The sequence below is a fragment of the Clostridia bacterium genome, from assembly GCA_035561135.1.
Taxonomy (GTDB): domain Bacteria; phylum Acidobacteriota; class Terriglobia; order Terriglobales; family Acidobacteriaceae; genus DATMYA01.
The window spans coordinates 13,888-30,930 of sequence record DATMYA010000008.1 but is presented as its reverse complement, the minus strand read 5'-3'; the positions used below and the strand labels follow the sequence as shown (position 1 = coordinate 30,930).

Sequence of the window (17,043 nt, the reverse complement as noted above, 5' to 3'; positions counted from 1 at the left end):
TCATGGCAACACCACGGGAGAATTCACTGTGAGCGTCCCCGACGCGAGTTCGAGGTTGGCGTAACTGGTGTGTACGCGATAGATCGCATCCCAATAATCGGTCTGCGCGCGGTGTGCTGCCTCTTCAACGCGCAATAGATCGGTCACGGTCGCGAGACCGGCGTTATACCGGTTCTGCAGGATGCGCAGGCTTTCCGTCGCGTGCGATGTGGCGGCCTTCGCTACGGCCACCTGCTGACGCGCGGCATCATAGTCGTAGTAGGCACCACGGACTTCCAGGCGTATGTTGTTTTCGAAAGCCGCTCGCAGCGCAGCGACGCGTTCTGCCGTCGCCTTTTCGCGCTGCAATTGCGCGAGCTTTGCGCCGCCCGAGAACAGGTCGAACTGGAGTTCCAGGCCGGCGGTCCAGTTGTTTCCACCGTTCCAACCGAGCGAGTGGCTGTCCGTCTGCCATGAACCGAAAGCTTCCAGGCGCGGCCCGAATGCTGATTTCGCAATCGATACGGATTGCTGCTGTGCTGACTGTTCACTGCGGACGCGGCGAAGGTCCGGCCGGCGATCGAGTGCGCCGCGCTCCAGGTCCGCAATCGAGGGCTCCGCAAGGGTGCGCTCAACGAGCACATCAGCGGGCTCAAAGACATCGTCAGCCGAAACTCCCAGTGCAATCGCCAGCTTGACACCAGCGAATGAGAGGTCGTTCCGTGCGCGAATCAGTTCCTGCTGGCGAGAGGCTGTCAGCACCTTGGCGCTCAAGAGGTCGGCCTCAACGGCTAGCCCGCTTTCGACACGTCGGCGGCTGTGTTCTTCTATTGCCTGCGAGGTCTTAAGCGCCTCGTCCGCAACGGTCACGCGTTTCGCAGCGAGAAGTACGCCGTAGTACGCCTGCACCACCCTCGCGATCAACTCCTGGTCTGTGCGTTCAAGCTGGCTGGCCGAGGCTCCATTCAGGTGGCGCGCGCGCTTCACCGAGCGGGAGTTCTGGAACGAGTCGAATATCCGCCACTGACCACTCAAACGTGACGTGAAGTCGCCGAGCGGCGTGGGCGTATTGAGTTGGTTCAGAGCGAAGTCGCCCGTCCCGAATCGTTGCTGTCGAAGCTTCGTGCCGAAAACAAATACTGGGTCGTTTCCGCGGATGGCGGCCTCCGAGAACATCAGCCTCGGATAGAACGCCGCTCTCGCCTCGCGCACGCCGGCGCGCGCGGCACGCGTGTCTGCGATGGCGGCCTTGCGCAGAGGGTTCTTCTCCAATGCGATCTGCACGGCCTCGGAGAGCGTCAGTGGTTCAGGGCGCTGTGCGGCCATGAGCGTCGGCAGGAACGCCAATGCAAGCGCTAGCGCGGCTTTGTGGGACACTTTCATCATCTCCGCCTTACTTCGTCGCTAGTGCGTTTGCAGAAGAGAAGAGTTCGTATGTCGTATGCAGGGGTGCGCTCTGCTTGATCATGGCGCCCACTGAGCAGTACTTCTCCTCCGAGAGGCGAATGGCCTCCTCGACTGCTTGGGGAGAAACGTTTTCACCGGTGATCACATGATGAATGCGGACGTTCGTAAACACCTGCGGTGGTTCGCTGGCCTGGTCGGCCTCGCACCGGACTTCGTATCCAGTCACGGTTTGGCGCTTCTTGCGAAGAATGTTGATGACGTCGAAAGCCGTGCAACCTGCGAGCGCAATCGCCACGAGTTCGATTGGTTTGGCTCCGGTGCCGCCCGCTGCATCGTCGATAACCAGGTTATGGCCAGTGCCGCTCGTCGCGACGAACTGTCGCCCTGTTCCTGTTGGCTGCTGAAGTGTTACGGATCCCAGAATCATTGTCCCCTCGCGTCCGGAATTCCGGACTGTGTGATTCGGCTACCTGCGCCGACATCCACTAAATGCTAAGGACAGGTGAATCGTTACAGTTCAAGTAAGAAGAATTGATTGGAGTCGGAGTGCCAAAACGGGAAAGGCGTTAGCGTGCGGCAGCCTTCTTCTGGATGGAAGACAGTACGCGTTTGTAATCTTGCAAAACTCTGTCGCGGAACTTACTTGTCTGCTTGGACTTGCACCCGGCGTCATACGCGCGGCAACGCTCGACGGTGCGCTCCAGATCGGCGAGAAACGCTTCGCAGGGCTGACACCCGTCCAAGTGCTTTTCAAGCTTGTCACACATGCCAGGATCAAGCGTTTGGTCGAGGTAGTCGGAGAGTGCGGCGAAAATCTCGCGACACTGTCGAGGCTTCTGAACTGGCTGCTTCTTCAGGTGCGAAACACTCCGCTCGCGTGATGAAAGTTCCTGTCGAAGCGCGAGTCGTGCGCGATGAAGGCGCACTCTCACCGTGCCCTCACGTATTGCCATGATCTTGGCAATCTCAGCAGTTCCGAGTCCTTCCATGTCGTGCAGCACCAGGACAAGCCGGTATTGTGCCGGGATGTTCTGCAGCGCCGAGCGCACATGCTCCGAGTGCTCTGCGCGGAGCAACAACGACTCGGGCGTAGCCTCTTTTGGCGAGGCAAGGGCCGCGAGTTCCTGACCATCCGGCATCAGGTCTTCGAGCCGGAGATGTTCGCGGGGAGCAAATTTGCTGCGCCGTCGGCTCATCAGGCATCGATTGCGCGCGACCGTGTACAGCCACACGGCGAAAGCACTCGGATTGTCGAAGCGCGTGATGTATGGCAGGAGCTTTAGCAGGACCTCCTGGGCAGTGTCCTCGGCGTCCTCTCGATGGCCGCAGACCTTCATGCCAAAAGACAGCACTGTGCGTTCGAGCAGCCTCAGGCCCCCTTCGACATCACCGGATTTCAAGGCGGTTAGCGCCTGCTCCAAGTCCGCTTTCATTACCTCAATGTTAGCAGGCGAGACAAGTTGAGCTGCTGAGCTACTAAGAGGTCTGTCTTGACAACCCGAGCGTCGTTATAGACAGGAAGACACGGTTTGGCTTAGCTCAGTGGCTCAGCGACTTCTCGTCTGCCAATCGCTTGAGATGACCGGCAGAGCTCTGATGATCTGAAAGCTGCCGGTCTAGAAATTGAAGATTGTCCCAAATTCGCTACGAATGTTGTTGATCTCTCGCATGGGGCGGCCCTGGAAAAGGGGGAAAGTCCCAGTTGTTACTAGCGGAATCGCGCGCGTGCGGTAAAGCGATTCCTCGACGGCAAACGTTACCCAGTTGTTCAGCTTGTACTGAAGCTGTGCCGAACCCAAATCACTCTTGGCGCGACCTCCACCGAAACGGCGGACATCGCGGGCGAGCACCTGGTCGAAACCATAATGCAGGTACATGGTCCAGCCTGCATTCCGCCCTTCGGCGGCAGCGTTAGCCCAACGCGATAGCGGAAGCCCAAGGTTGACGAACCCGCCCTGCGAGCGCGCAGGCCGTTGTGGTGCGACCACCGGCACGCCATTCAGCAATCCGAAAGCAAGCGTGGACGCGCCGTCTACCGACAATGCCGGCGCGAGAGCGATCATCCCAGTGGTGTCGTTGAACTGAGTATAAAGCTGACCGGCAAAGTAGAAACGAAGATCTGTCCCGTTGTAGTACTTCGCGGTGAGGGTGAAGAAACGAGTCGGGAGCTGAACCTCGCCGGTGTAACCGTATCGGGTCGTCGTGACACGAGCGCCAGCCGGGAATGCGGCCGTGAATGGCAACGGAACTCCCGACGCGAGCACAATCGCGGTGCGCTCGCCCTGCATGCCGCTCACAATAATCTGCGCCGGTGGCACGCCTTTAGCTTTGTCGAGTTGGAACTGGGTCACGAGCCGGCCTTGGATTTCGGGACGTCCCGCATCAGTTCCTTGGCGCTCGCCGTATCCAAGTTGATCCGCGAGATTGGCGGGCAGGTTTGCGAAGACGGGCAGCACAACAGCGAACTCCGGTTGTATAGCCCATTTTCTTTCGCCGCCAAGCTTCCGGTTCACCCCAACGCGCACTTGTGGCGCTCGCTCATAAAGAGTTCCGAAGCCTATGCCCAAACCCGTCGATTCGAGCAGGTTCGGCAGCGTAGAGGATCCGAACGGAGTCCAATCCTGTCCGAACAACGCGAACAAGGTTGTTTTGTCGGTAGTCGCCCAGTCAACGCGTCCATACCCAAGGCGAATGGAGGGCATGCTGGAACGAATAGCGCTGATGTTGCGATTATTAACGCGGGTGAAATTGCCTTCGAAGTCCATCTCGAACTTGCCGGTGACGATGACATTCGGTGACAAGTCCGGCCACTCGAAGTTGGCGCCGAGGCGAAGGCTTCTTGCCTTGATATGAAACTCGGGCTGCTTGTCTGGACCGTTCGCATCGCCGATGAACCCAGGCAGCGGGAAGTCATTTCCATAAGGTGAAGCGGTGTCATAAATCGCACTCGCCTTGAGAAATCCATACGGCTTGATGCGAATTTTGTTGCCGATCGTGATGTCCGGAAGGAACCCCTCTTTCTTCGGCGGATCGACCGGAAACACACGGACAGGTGCCACGGCCGCGACAGGACTTGCAGCGGGCGCGCTCGGTCCCGTCGTCTGTGGAGTTGCGGTAGAAACAGATGCGCTGACCGTACTGGATGCAATTGGGGGATGTGAAACGGCGTTGATCAAACGTGGCGAAGCTGCGGAGTTGCCAGAGACTTCGCGCGGGGCCACGGATTGCTGTTGCCGTAGTTTTTCTATCTCCTGTTGTTGTTGCGATATCTGCTTTTGCTGATCGGCGATTGCCTGATGCAATTGCTTCAGTTCGGTGAGGATCGCGGACATATCACCGGGGGAATTGGTGTTGGGTGCGCCAGCCTGGGCTAGCACAAAGCTGGAAGCCAATAGCAGAAAACATAACCACTTTTGCGATTTCATCGAGATTCCTCCTCGTATTGGCCCGGACATGGAGGCGAGACGCGGCGCCACTTACACACAAGTAAGAAACTGTTCTCTGCGTTATGTTGGCTCAGCAGCAGCCCATTTTCACCTCGCCCGTTTCGGTAACTGGAGTGCCAAACGCTTCTTCCGGTATGGGAGCGCCTCTCAGCACCTTGAACCACCTGCGTACAGCGTCAGCAACGACCAGTACCACGCCGATAATGAAGATGCTCATCAGAATGGAATCCAAGTAACCTGTGAATACCTGTCCCGGTTTGGACGTCAGCGGCCAGAATATATTCTTGATGGACAGAACTCCTGCCGTTACCGTCGTAACGCCAACGAAGCACATTGGAAGCGCCGTGATCCAGGCGTACTTCGCCCGTCCCATGTTGATGAGGAAAGTAGTTGTGACGGCCAGCGCTATGGTCGCAAGCAGCTGGTTGCCAGTTCCGAACAGCGGCCAGAGCGTCGAGATGCTACCTGTGTAGATCAGGTAGCCCCAGGCAAGAACCACCACGAACGTGGTTATCAGATTTCCCGGTAGCCAGGCACTGTTGCCGAATGGCTTGTAGATCTTGCCCACCAGTTCTTGCACGACATAACGGGCAACGCGCGTGCCAGTGTCAATCGTCGTCAGGATAAACAGCGCCTCGAACATGATCGCGTAGTGATACCAGTAGCCCATCAAGCGATCCATGCCCGGCAGCCCCCTGAAGATCTGTGCCATGCCGACTGCCAGCGAGACTGCGCCTCCGGTGCGTCCGGCAAGGTTCTCCCCAACCTCCCGCGAGAACATGTCCAGGTTGACGGTAGACAGGCCCAGTTTGCTAAAGACTTCCGGCGTGGTATTGATCGCGAAGTAATCACCCGGATGCATTGAGCAGGCTGCGATCAGCGCCAGCACGCCAACAAGGGATTCGGCAAGCATCGCTCCGTAACCGATAAAACGGCCGTCACTCTCCTTATCCAGCATCTTGGGCGTGGTGCCGGACCCGACAAGGGAATGGAAGCCTGATATGGCTCCACATGCAATGGTCACGAATAGGAACGGGAACAGGTGACCTTTGATGATGGGGCCGCCGCCGTGGACGAACTGGGTGAAAGCGGGGAACCTGATATCGGGATGGACGATAAACACCCCGAGGATAAGAACTGCAATCGTTCCCAGCTTCACGTACGTGGAGAGATAATCGCGAGGCTCAAGCAACAGCCAGACCGGCAGCACGGATGCGACGAAGCCATAGATCGCCATCAGAATCGTGATCTGATGAGCGTTGAACGTAAGTGTCCCCGCGGCGGCTGACCCCGCCACCCACCGCCCGGCCATCACACTCGCAATCAGCAGCACGACTCCGAAGATGCTGGGGCCCGTGACCATGATCGTTCCCGGATGGCTCTTGAACATCCACCACCCCATAACGAGCGCAATCGGGATCGTCATCCCGATGGTGAATACTCCCCACGGACTGTTCGAAAGCGCGTTTACCACCACGATTCCAAGTCCCGCAAGGGTCACCAACAGGATGAAGAGCACGGCGACCATCGTGACAAGGCCGGAGAAGGGACTAATCTCCGTGCGTGCAACGTCGGCCAGTGAGCGGCCTCGATGCCGAACGGATGCTATGAGCACCGTGAAGTCCTGTACGCATCCGGCCAGGACCGCGCCAATCAGCAGCCATAGGAAGCCCGGAGCGAATCCGAATTGCGCAGCCAGGGTGGGTCCGACCAACGGACCTGCGCCAGCGATCGCAGCGAAGTGGTGTCCAAATAAAACCCAGCGCGGCGAGGGAACATAGTTATGCCCATCCTCGAAGGTGTGCGCTGGCGTAGTGCGGCGGTCATCGAGCGACAGTGCCTTTGCGGCAACAAACGCGCTGTAGTAGCGATACGCAAGAGCGTAGATGCAGAGCGCGCCCAGCATTATCGGAAACGTGTTCATAAACCTGCTCCGACAAACAGATGAACTCGAACCTTAAGATGCTTTCACGAACCTTTGTGCTGGCGCTGGAATTCTCTCCCTCACATATCGAGCAGTTCAGATTGGGGGACTTCCAAAACCGGCTCGGCAGGGGGGTGCCGCGCCGGTACTATACCCGCTTTCTGCAGGGAACACTCTGCAGGGAACACTGGAACCTGAACAGTCGGCCTGTTGGCACGTGTTTTCACTTATCTCTCCAAAATCGCGTTCCGCCCCGGAACCGATATTGAAAAAATAGCGCGAACCACTTAACGTGAGATGTGCAACGAACCTTTCGAGCCGGGAGATAGTTTGATGCGTGGCAATGATGCAGTTATCGAGCAGTTGAACGCGGCGCTTAGTTCGGAATTGAGCGCGATTGCTCAGTACATGGTTCAGGCCGAAATGTGCCACAACTGGGGTTACAAGCGACTTGGTGATCTCACCCGGACGCGAGCCATCGAAGAGATGCGCCATGCAGAAGGTCTTATCGAGCGCATCTTGTTTCTCGACGGGACACCGGTCGTGAGCGTTGCGCTTCAGCCCAAAATCGGCGCCAACGTCCAGGAGCATCTTGAAATTGATCTGAAGGACGAATTGGACGCAGGGGTGCAGTACAACAACTCCGTAAAGATTTGCGCCGGCGCAGGGGACAACGGTTCGCGGCAGCTCTTCGAGCACATGATCCAGGACGAAGAGCGGCACGCTGACTTCCTCCAGGCGCAGCTCCACTCTATCCAGGAAATCGGAATTTCAAATTATCTTTCAGAACAGTTGAAGAATGATCAATAACTTCATGCGCGCTCGCCGATGATTCGGGGCTCTCAGATTTGGGAGCCTTTCGTTTTGAGGAACAGAAACATTCTTTAGAGAGCTGTGTTCCTACTCACAAGCAAGCGCGCACTTTCGTCAGACCAGGCATAGGGCCGAATTCCTGCTGATAGGAACACGGTCTTGCTGTGCCACAGGGAGGAATTTTATGAAGATTCAATTAGCGGTAGCAAGTGTGGCACTCACTGCGGCTTTGGCGATCCCAGCAGCGGCACAGGGAAGTTGGGGCGGCCACGACGATCGTCGCGACGGCTACTATCGGGATGCGTACTACCAGGACCGTGGGCATGATCGAGACGACCATGATCGTTACCGCGATCGTGACCGGGATGGGCGCCGGGACAACGACCGCGACCGCATTCGTAACAGGGGCAACAACCACCCTGGTTACCAAATGGGCTTCCAGGACGGAATCACCGACGGCCAGCGGGACAGGAGCTTAGGGCGGAAGTTTAAGTATGGCCCGGGATACAAGCATCCCGATCGTGGCTACGTCTCCCGCTACGGAGACAAGCGATACTACGAGCAGCAATACAGGCTGGCGTACCAGGAAGGCTACAATCGCGGATATTACCGTCGTGGCTAGCCTCAATCCAAGTGTAGTCTCAACCGAAGTCACGTAAGTTCGCGCGGATGACCACTTGTCATCCGCGCAAACTTTTGGCGTTCACTTTTTCGTGTACGTAATGCGCCAAATTGAGTTTGAACCGTCATCGCTGATAAGCAACGAGCCGTCGTTGCCGACCGTAACTCCCACAGGACGTCCCCATGCCCGCCCGTCCGCCGTCACAAAGCCGGTAATGAAGTGTTCGTATTCTCCGCCAGCTTTGCCGGCCTTGTGCAACGGCACGCGCAGGACCTCGTATCCGGTTGGCGAATTGCGGTTCCAGGAGCCATGTTGTGCCGCGAAGATGTCGCCTCGGTATTCTGCCGGAAACTGCTTGCCGTCGTAGAAGGTCATCTGCATAGACGCGCTGTGCGGTTGAACCAACACATCGGGTGTGATGACCTTGTTCCGCAGCTCAGGATGCTTACCCTTCAGCCTTGGATCCTGCGTTCCGCCCATGTAGTACCAGGGCCATCCATAGAACCCGCCCTGTTGCACATGGGTGATGTAGTCCGGAACAAGGTTGTCACCCAGTCCGTCTCGCTCGTTTACTGATGCCCACAACTGTCCCGTCCTCGGATCTACGGAAATGCCCACGGCATTCCGAATCCCCGATGCATAGACGCGCAGACCTGAACCATCAGGATTGAACTCGAGGATATTGGCGCGGTGATGCTCGATCTGGTTGTTGTCAGTGTCGTCTGCGTTGGAGTGTGAGCCGACCGATACCCACATCCTCTTGCCGTCGGGTGAGGACGCGATATCGCGCGTCCAGTGCCCGCCGCCTCGCAGGCGGCCGCTACCCGGCAGGTCCGCAATCTTCTGCATCGTTCCGCGAGCCTTCGTGTCACCGTTCTGATAGGGGAAGCGAACGACCGCATCCGTGTTGGCCACGTACACCCACTGTGGGTTGGGTCCCGGCGGATAGAATGCGATGCCAAATGGCTTGTTCAGCTCGGAGGCGAATACCTGGGTCTGCTGCGCCCTACCGTCCTTTTCGACTCCGCGTAGCAATTTGATTTCTCCCGCATAGCTCTCCGCCAGGAAATAGTCTCCGTTTGGAGCCGTCCGGATGAGTCGCGGATTTTCGAGGCCGCTCGCGTATAGCTCGACTTTGAATCCGCCAGGGGCTTGAGGCCACGCGTCGCGTGGGCGCGGAACCACGTCAGGCCCGTTGTCTACAGACTTGGTGGCACATATGGCTCGGGAAGATCGGCGACCGTGATCTTGACCGCAGCCCCGGGGCGCTGTTGGCGAAAATCGCCAAATGTAGATGTGCCGCTGCGCACGTCTCGCGATGGCCGCGCGGCAGAAGATTGCGATAGCGCGAGCGGCGGTAACCCGAGGGCCACACATAGGAGAACTATTACAACGTAATTCCAGTACCGATGACGCTTTTGAACCATTCTCATCGTGCCACCTTCTTGTTGACGGAGTATCGGCCTCGGTGACGGATATCGGTACCGCACCTCTTCCTCTAGGCGTAAGAAATCCGACGCAAAGTTTCCCGAGTAAGTTTGCCCAACTCAGGGTGCATAGCGTCCTCGTGCAGTTTCTTGGGATTGTTCGAAGGGTTGAATGTGTGCGTAGCGGAAAAGAAGGTTCAATCTGCTACTTGAGTAGTGCCAGCAGACAGCCACTGTATTTACTGAGCTTCATCTTCGTTGTCGTTTACTTCTGTACGATCAAGTATTTGGCGAACTTTCGCCGTCAATGCCTGTGGAGGGAATGGTTTTTCGATCAGAGAACCTGATCTGTAGATGTGATCGCTATCCTGCTCAGCATATCCTGACATGAACAGCAGCCGGATTGAGGGCCTCTGTTCCCGGATATGCAGTGCGAGTTCGCCGCCTCGCATGATTGGCATTACCACATCCGTAAGTAACAGATGAATCTCGTCGTCGTAAGCTCGCGCGATCCGCAACGCATCCTGCGGAGATTTCGCCTCCAGCACCCGGTAGCCCTGTTGCCGAAGCACTTCGCCGACCAATATCCTCAGCTCTGGCTCATCCTCCACCACCAGGATGGTCTCGTGTCCGCTGGAGGAACTCACGTCTGTGATGTCCTTCGGTTGCGGCACTCCGGCCAGTTCACTGACGATCGGCAACAGTACCCTGAATTCCGTGCCCTCGCCTAGCTGACTCGTCACAGAGATGTCTCCACCAAGTTGCCGGACGATTGCGTAAACAGTAGAGAGGCCCAAGCCCGTTCCTTTGCCGACCTCCTTGGTTGTGAAGAACGGCTCGAAGATCCGAGGCAAGACGGTCGCATCAATCCCCGGCCCAGTATCCGCTACTCGAAGTTCGGCAGAATCGCCTCGAATATTAGAAGCGTCCGAAAATGGCACATTCGCGACGTGGACGTCCGTTGTGATAATCAGGCGGCCCCCGTGAGTCATGGCATCACGAGCATTGACCACCAGGTTCATCAGGATCTGCTCTATTTTTGCGTGATCGGCTTTGATAGGTAGAGCAACATGCGCCAGTTGTAGACTCAGCTCGATATCTTCTCCGAGCAACCGTTTGATGAGGTTGAAGATATTTCTCACAACGGTATTGAGTTCGAGAACCTCGGAATGAGCGCTTTGCTTGCGACTGAATGTGAGTAGCTGGCGGACCAGAGTTGAGGCTCTATCCGCGGCGTCTCTCACCTCTTCAACGCGGCGTAGGCTCTCGCTGGTCGGCGGCAACTCCGACTGCAGCAGCGCCGTGTGTCCAATGATGATGCTGAGAAGATTGTTGAAATCGTGCGCGATGCCACCTGCCAATGACCCTACTGCTTCCATCTTCTGCGATTGACGAAGTTGCGCTTCCAGGTGAACGCGCCCAGTGACGTCACGGAAGCTCCAAACGCGCCCGACAATCTCTTCGCCTCTGCGCTGCGGCGCAGAATAGCGCTCCAACACTCTTCCATCCTTTAGCTCGACCACGTCAAAGCTCTCCCGCTCGGGGGCTTTATGCAACTCCTTGACTCGTGCCGCGAACGGCTGCGGTTCAGAAATCTGGTCCATCGCGCTTCGCAAGGCCTCAGCGTTCATGCCGCTGCCAATCGCGGGGGCCGGCATTTTCCAAATATCGAGAAATTTTTTGTTGAAGGCTTGTATGATTCCGGCGCGATCCACAACGAGAATCCCGTCCGTGGTCGATTCAAGCGTCGCTCGCAGTACGGAGAGCGACTCTTCAAGCTGTCGCGTAGTTCGTTTTGTTTCGCGAATATCCTGGTAGAGCACGAATGCGCCGATGATCCGGCCATTGTTCGACTTAATGGGAGAGGCCGAGATGCTCACATCGACTGCGCTCCCGTTTTTATGCTTCCGGGTCGATTCGACACTGGTAATGATCTTTCCGTGCAGAACGTCGTGCAGCACGGCTCCATGAAGTCCACCCGTGCCCCGTGGCACAATTGGGTTTACCCTGCCGAGAACCTCCTGAGCCGTCCAGCCGAAAAGTTGTTCTGCAGCCGGATTCCATTGGGTTACGCGTCCTTCGAGATCCACAACCATGGTCGGCAACGGTGACGCTTGTACTAAAAGCCCAACCTGCCCGCAGGATTCGGTTCGCTCTCGAAGCAATTCGAGTTGCGTCATCGCTTGGCGCGCAAGAAGCTTCAGCGCGTCTGCGCGGTGAGGTTCAAGTTTGCGCGGATCGCGGTCGAGAACCGCGAGCGAACCGATCGCAAATCCGTCGGTAGTGACCAGCGGTACGCCCGCGTAGAAGCGGATGTGCGGGGAGGAGAGAACCACGGGATTGTTGGCGAACCGTGGATCGGCCTTGGTGTCACTGACCTCGAAAACATCGTTCCCCAGGATCGTGTAACTACCGAACAACGATATGTCGCATGCTGTCTCCGTCACGCGCAGGCCGTGGGTCGATTTGATCCACTGGCGCTTATGATCGATAAGCGTGAGTGCGGACATCTGTGTACCGCAGAGTACGGCCGCGAGTTGCGTGATGTTATCGAAGATTGGTTCGGGATCGGTATCCAGAACGGTGTACCTTGCGAGCGCAGCAAGACGCCCGTCCTGATTCTCTGGCAATCGGTGATCCGAATACATACCTGGCAAGCCCATACTGCAACCCGAATTGTAGCCCTAAAACGAACGAAGCTCCCAAATGGGTGATTCGCGAGCCTCTGATGCGCGGGACAGGCCACGAGATTCATGCGGGACATGCCACGGGCCGCATTGAGGCGATGAGCCGAACCCAGAGTGATGGCTCATTGTGGACTGGAATACCAACTTCTTTCATGCGGTGCTGAAATCGATATTCGACTTCCGGGCATCTCCTACAAAGACTGCATCGATCAACTCGGAAGAGAGACGGAGAATGACCAATCCCGTGAAGATTTTTGGAATTGCGGGGAGTCTCCGCAAGGGCTCCTACAATCGCGCTGCTTTACGTGCCGCTCAGCAACTTGTGCCGCAGGGTGCAACGCTTGAAAGCTTCGATATCGCTGCAATTCCGCCTTTCAGCGAAGACATCGAGAAGACCCCACCCGCTGTGGTGACGGATTTAAAGACCGGTGTACGGGCCGCGGATGCGGTTCTCTTTGTCACGCCGGAGTACAACTACTCGATTCCCGGCGTGTTGAAGAATGCAATCGATTGGGGTTCGCGCCCATACGGCGATAGCTGTTGGGAGGGAAAGCCGGTCGCCGTGATGGGAGCTTCGATTGGCACTCTAGGATCGGCGCGGGCGCAATATCACCTCCGCCAGTGCTTTGTGTTCCTCAACATGTTTCCGATCAACCGTCCCGAGGTGATGATCAGTCAGGCGGCGCAACGCTTCGATCAGCAAGGAAACCTCACTGACGATATGTCGAAACAATTGATCCGCGAGCTTCTCCAGAATTTGATCGACTGGACAAACCGGTTGCGCGGCGCCCCTCAGCGTTGATCGGCGACTCAGGATGAATAAAATGGGCGCCACTTGAGCGCCCATTTCGCTCCTCGTTTCACTACTTAGCTGTTGGTGCCGCTTTCCCCGTCAGTTCATCCGCCAGCGCCTGCGCGCCGTAGATGCTGCGAAGAGCTTCCAGAATTCCACGCGCATCCACCGCAATGTGGCGCATGCCGGTTTCCGAGTAGTAGAAGTTTCTGCCCAGCCCTTGCATGTTCCGGTCGAAGTTGATACCGACGACCTCTCCCGCCACGTTCAGGATTGGCGATCCCGAGTTGCCGCCAATCGAATCCGCGGTGGAAGCGAAATCCATCGGTGTGTTGAGCTTCATCTTTGGGTGCGCAGCTGTCCACGTCGGAGGCAATTGGTAGGGAGGGTTAGCGCCCATCTTCCTCTCGCGATCGAAGGCTCCGCCCATAACTGTGAAGTAAGGAACTTCCGTCCCTTTCGGCACCACGCTGCCTCGGCCATCTTCCGTGTAGCCTCTCACCGCGCCATAGCTCAGCCGTAACGTGAACGTCGCGTCGGGATAAAGGTCCATGCCGCCGAGTTTGAAGCGTGCCTGTGCGATGCGTCCACCTTCGCGGCTGACGACGGCGTCAACCTCATCTTCATACTTCCGCCGAAGCGCCCGAGCGTCGGCGTCAATGTCGCGCATGAGTACGATCATGGGATCGTCGCTCTTGCTGACCGCGTCCGTTCCGCCCTCGTACAAAGTTTTGCGGAACGCAACCTCCTTCAGCTTAGTCGAAGTCACATACCGTAAAGCCGCCTCTGCCGGGGTCTTGCCGCCGAGCACGCGTTTCACCGTTGCGTTCTCCGCGCCCAGCTCATCAAGCAGCCGCATAAAAGAGTGCGTGAGCGTCATGATTTCCAGCGAGTCATATACCGGTGCCGTCGAGAATAGTGCTTGCTCCAGAGACGGCAACGCGGATTGCCGGTACTCCTTTATGCGTTCGCTGTTTGGTTTCTGCCGCTCCGCAGCCGCACGGACGATGGTTCGCGCAAGCTGCGCCATTCCGGAGTCGAACCCTTGCATCCGCTCCAGCAGAGCATACGGGGCGTAGATATTCTTCTGTACGTCCATCGCTTGTTCAATTGCCGGCCACGCAGCGTCGATTGTCGGATCGATCTTTGCCAGGCTGGCTCGCAGTTCTTTCTCACTCGCTGCCTTTTGAGTCATTAACTGCTTGTCCAGCAGTGCGGCGTAGTAGCCCTTCTGCGACTTCTGGCTGTTTTCCAAAGAGAACATGCGGCTAGCTGTGATGCGAGCGCTCTCTGGCGATTTCGCGGCAAACTCCTTCATCGCTTTGATTCCCGCCTCGCGCCACTTCAGCGCCAGCGGATACTGCACGTCGCGATTAAATTCCATCTGCGCCATTGTGTTCAGGCGCGCCGTCGATCCAGGATTGCCGGCCATAAAAACCAGCTCGTTTGCCTTTACGCCCGTTGTAGACCACTTGTAGTAGTCCTTTAGTTGCACCGGTTTGTCGTTTTCGTAAATCCGGAAGAACGTCACGTCGAGCGCATATCGCGGAAACTCGAAGTTATCCGCGTCGCCACCGAAGCTCGCAATCCCATATTCCGGCGCAAACACAAGGCGCACGTCCATGTATCGCTTGTACTTGTACAGGTGATAGGCTCCGCCGCTGTAGAGCGTCACTACGTCGCAACGCTGGCCGTCCTTCGCGCAGTCCGCTTCCAGTTGGCTCATCACAGCGCGTTGCGCCGCGCCGATTTCGGCCGTGCTCATTCCCGCTTTCGCCGCTCCCTGCACCTGCGGCGTCACATCTTCAATGCCCGTCAGGACGTTCAATTCGAGATCCGGACACTTGAGCTCCTCGGCCTGGGTCTTAGCGTAGAAACCCAGCTTGATGTAGTCCTTGTCGCTTGTGCCGACCTTCGAGAGGCAATCGGCTGCCACGTGATGGTTCGTGAATGCCAGCCCATGGGGCGAGACGAACGATCCGGAACCGCCGTTGTTGAAGCGCACCGCCGACTCGCGTACGTGGTCCAGCCATGGCTGGGTAAGCGTGAAACCATACTTCGCCTTGATCTTTTCAGCAGGGGGCGCGTTGAAAAGCCAAAGCCCTTCATCGGCAAGCGCAAAGGGCGCCAGCAGGGCACAAATCAGCAATGTTGCGAGGACAGTGCGTCGCTTCAATTCTTGTCTCCGTTGCGTGTAGGATCGCGAGGTTATGATGCGCCACGGGCTTCACTTTCATCAACCACCATGTTCTGGGCATCTAGCGCTTCAGCCTGAGATCATCAACGCTATTTGCCGCCAGCAGCAGACTTCACCTTCGTCTTCGGACGGGCCACCGAGTACATCTCCTTCGCAATGGTTTCGTCGAGGCCATCCTTGAAAAGGTCGAAGTGCGTGCGGCCTTCGAGATACGTGACCTTCGCGTCCGCACCCAAATCCTTCAGAACGCCGTCAAGCAACCGCGCGGGACCTTCGAGATGAAAGGTGTCCGCCGTACCAACAATCACGTTAATTTTGCCCTTCAGGCTCGGACCAATCTCTTTCCAGCGTTTCCGCACAACGCTTGAAATGTCGTAGTGTTCCACCCAGTATTTGGCCACCGCGGGATGCACAACGCCGGTGTCACGATCGAACAGTTGCATCGGCCGGCCATCCGGTCCCCGCGGACTGAAAACCCATTCGAAGGAAGCGATCTGCCCGCCGTATTCGCCCATCACGCGTTCCTGCCGGGCGAAGTCTTCGAACGCCTCCACGTCTTTCCCGTCCATGCGGACCAGCATCCATGGCGAGCCGTCGGGCTTGCGATACATATTCGTGTTGGCCTTCGTGAGATCCGGCCCGATGAAGTCGCGGAAGTCGGTGGGGTCAGGAGAGGTGGACCAAGTGCCGCCAAATATCTTCGGGTAGTTCACCTGTAGCCACAGTGTTGCCCATCCGCCAGACGAATGCCCGGTAAGAAATCTTCCGCTCGGCTTGGCGTCCATCCGGTATTTCTTTTCCAAATGCGGAATCAACTCAGCCGTAAGTGCGTGTCCCCAGGGACCGTTGTTTACGGAATCGGCAAACTCGTGTGTGCCGCCAGGGCAACTTTCATCCAGCAGCACGTAGATCATCTGTGGAGCGCCGCCCGCCATTTTGTCGGCGTATCCATGGGCGTAAGGTCCTGCAAGAACGTTGAGGGTCGCGCCGTAACCGTGCGTCATGTACACCGTCGGATACCGCTGTCTACTCTTCTTGTAGCTGGGCGGCAGAACGATCACGCCACGCATATGGATCGGACGACCCCAGAACGCGCTCAGCGAAGGGCTGACGAAATCGAACAACTCCGAGCCTTCCGACGGTTTCGCATCGCGCACCGGAACCTTTCGCTCAATCCTCAGCGCTATCGGTTGCGACATTGCCGGGTTCAGCTTTTCGACAATGATCCGATCGCCGATGATGTCTCCCGCGTCGTACGTGCGATACGCAGCGTTGTGATTTACGTCGAGGAACGACATGACGTAGTAATCGCCAGCAGGAGCCTTGGAGAACGGAGCGGGATAGGCAAGCCTGTCCGGATCGAGTTCGACCGCCGTGCCGGGCTTCCAGTTCGTCACTTCCTGCGCAGCAATCCACGTGTTGCGCGTGTTTCCGCCAAACCCGGGCTCCATCGCACTGCCTCTAGGTTTCTGCGTGGACATGAATACGATTAGCCGCCCCGAGACCGGTGTTGCGGAAGCTGAATCTGCAAGCGTGATGCTGAAGCGAAGTGGTTGCGCCGGAGTGGCCGTCTGCGCCAGCGATTGCAGCGCGAACATTGCCACCAGCAGGACAGGGAAGAGCGCACGTATGCGTTTGTGCATGTCTACACATCTTACAAAAAACAGGACAGCGAGGTTTCACTAAGTTGATATCGCCGAGCCCGAGGCGCTGAACTGGCTGCAAGACCGTGAACGGTGCCTTATCTT

12 protein-coding genes are annotated in these 17,043 nt (G+C 57.3%); 3 read left to right on the top strand and 9 right to left on the bottom strand.

The genetic code is table 11. The annotated features are described in order from the left end of the window. From VN622_00440 to VN622_00420, 5 genes are all read right to left on the bottom strand, one after another. Complete coding sequence (locus tag VN622_00440; protein HWR34320.1) at positions 1 to 1,365, bottom strand: TolC family protein; 1,365 nt, start codon at positions 1,363 to 1,365, stop codon at positions 1 to 3. Positions 1,366 to 1,372: 7 nt separating this feature from the next. Next, positions 1,373 to 1,813: an OsmC family protein gene (locus VN622_00435; protein HWR34319.1), complete on the bottom strand. Its 441-nt coding sequence runs from the start codon at positions 1,811 to 1,813 to the stop codon at positions 1,373 to 1,375. A gap of 139 nt (positions 1,814 to 1,952) precedes the next feature. After that, positions 1,953 to 2,819, bottom strand: a complete 867-nt coding sequence (locus VN622_00430; GenBank protein ID HWR34318.1) for a sigma-70 family RNA polymerase sigma factor — start codon at positions 2,817 to 2,819, stop codon at positions 1,953 to 1,955. A gap of 183 nt (positions 2,820 to 3,002) precedes the next feature. Next, positions 3,003 to 4,811, bottom strand: a complete 1,809-nt coding sequence (locus VN622_00425; protein ID HWR34317.1) for a hypothetical protein — start codon at positions 4,809 to 4,811, stop codon at positions 3,003 to 3,005. Positions 4,812 to 4,902: 91 nt separating this feature from the next. Continuing rightward, entirely contained in the window at positions 4,903 to 6,756 is a 1,854-nt protein-coding gene (locus tag VN622_00420) for a carbon starvation protein A (GenBank protein ID HWR34316.1), read from the bottom strand. Positions 6,757 to 7,089: 333 nt separating this feature from the next. Here VN622_00420 and bfr point away from each other — a divergent pair, with 333 nt between their 5' ends. Further along, positions 7,090 to 7,566, top strand: coding sequence for a bacterioferritin (gene bfr, locus VN622_00415; protein ID HWR34315.1), 477 nt, complete (start codon positions 7,090 to 7,092; stop codon positions 7,564 to 7,566). A 187-nt stretch (positions 7,567 to 7,753) separates the two neighbouring features. Next, complete coding sequence (locus VN622_00410) at positions 7,754 to 8,191, top strand: hypothetical protein (protein ID HWR34314.1); 438 nt, start codon at positions 7,754 to 7,756, stop codon at positions 8,189 to 8,191. An 81-nt stretch (positions 8,192 to 8,272) separates the two neighbouring features. On the opposite strand, the gene VN622_00405 is transcribed toward VN622_00410, so the two are convergent. Both VN622_00405 and VN622_00400 read right to left on the bottom strand, forming a co-directional pair. Then, entirely contained in the window at positions 8,273 to 9,376 is a 1,104-nt protein-coding gene (locus VN622_00405) for a sorbosone dehydrogenase family protein (protein ID HWR34313.1), read from the bottom strand. Between the two features lie 481 nt (positions 9,377 to 9,857). After that, a complete protein-coding gene (locus tag VN622_00400) occupies positions 9,858 to 12,248 on the bottom strand; it encodes a PAS domain S-box protein (GenBank protein HWR34312.1) in 2,391 nt (796 codons plus the stop codon). A gap of 289 nt (positions 12,249 to 12,537) precedes the next feature. Here VN622_00400 and VN622_00395 point away from each other — a divergent pair, with 289 nt between their 5' ends. Continuing rightward, a complete protein-coding gene (locus tag VN622_00395) occupies positions 12,538 to 13,107 on the top strand; it encodes an NAD(P)H-dependent oxidoreductase (GenBank protein HWR34311.1) in 570 nt (189 codons plus the stop codon). Between the two features lie 61 nt (positions 13,108 to 13,168). Here VN622_00395 and VN622_00390 read toward each other — a convergent pair whose 3' ends face one another. Together VN622_00390 and VN622_00385 are read right to left on the bottom strand one after the other, a co-directional pair. Beyond that, on the bottom strand, positions 13,169 to 15,274 hold the full coding sequence (locus VN622_00390) for a S46 family peptidase (GenBank protein HWR34310.1): 2,106 nt from the start codon (positions 15,272 to 15,274) through the stop codon (positions 13,169 to 13,171). A gap of 110 nt (positions 15,275 to 15,384) precedes the next feature. Continuing rightward, the gene (locus VN622_00385; GenBank protein ID HWR34309.1) at positions 15,385 to 16,938 is read right to left on the bottom strand and encodes an alpha/beta hydrolase-fold protein; all 1,554 of its coding nucleotides are present in this window, start codon (positions 16,936 to 16,938) and stop codon (positions 15,385 to 15,387) included. Positions 16,939 to 17,043 lie beyond the last annotated feature (105 nt).

Coding starts and splice junctions, on each gene's coding strand:
- VN622_00410 (HWR34314.1), top strand. CDS start 7,754: ATGAAGATTCAATTAGCGGTAGCAAGTGTGGCACTCACTGCGGCTTTG.
- VN622_00420 (HWR34316.1), bottom strand. CDS start 6,756: ATGAACACGTTTCCGATAATGCTGGGCGCGCTCTGCATCTACGCTCTT.
- bfr (HWR34315.1), top strand. CDS start 7,090: ATGCGTGGCAATGATGCAGTTATCGAGCAGTTGAACGCGGCGCTTAGT.
- VN622_00385 (HWR34309.1), bottom strand. CDS start 16,938: ATGCACAAACGCATACGTGCGCTCTTCCCTGTCCTGCTGGTGGCAATG.
- VN622_00425 (HWR34317.1), bottom strand. CDS start 4,811: ATGAAATCGCAAAAGTGGTTATGTTTTCTGCTATTGGCTTCCAGCTTT.
- VN622_00435 (HWR34319.1), bottom strand. CDS start 1,813: ATGATTCTGGGATCCGTAACACTTCAGCAGCCAACAGGAACAGGGCGA.
- VN622_00395 (HWR34311.1), top strand. CDS start 12,538: ATGACCAATCCCGTGAAGATTTTTGGAATTGCGGGGAGTCTCCGCAAG.
- VN622_00430 (HWR34318.1), bottom strand. CDS start 2,819: ATGAAAGCGGACTTGGAGCAGGCGCTAACCGCCTTGAAATCCGGTGAT.
- VN622_00440 (HWR34320.1), bottom strand. CDS start 1,365: ATGATGAAAGTGTCCCACAAAGCCGCGCTAGCGCTTGCATTGGCGTTC.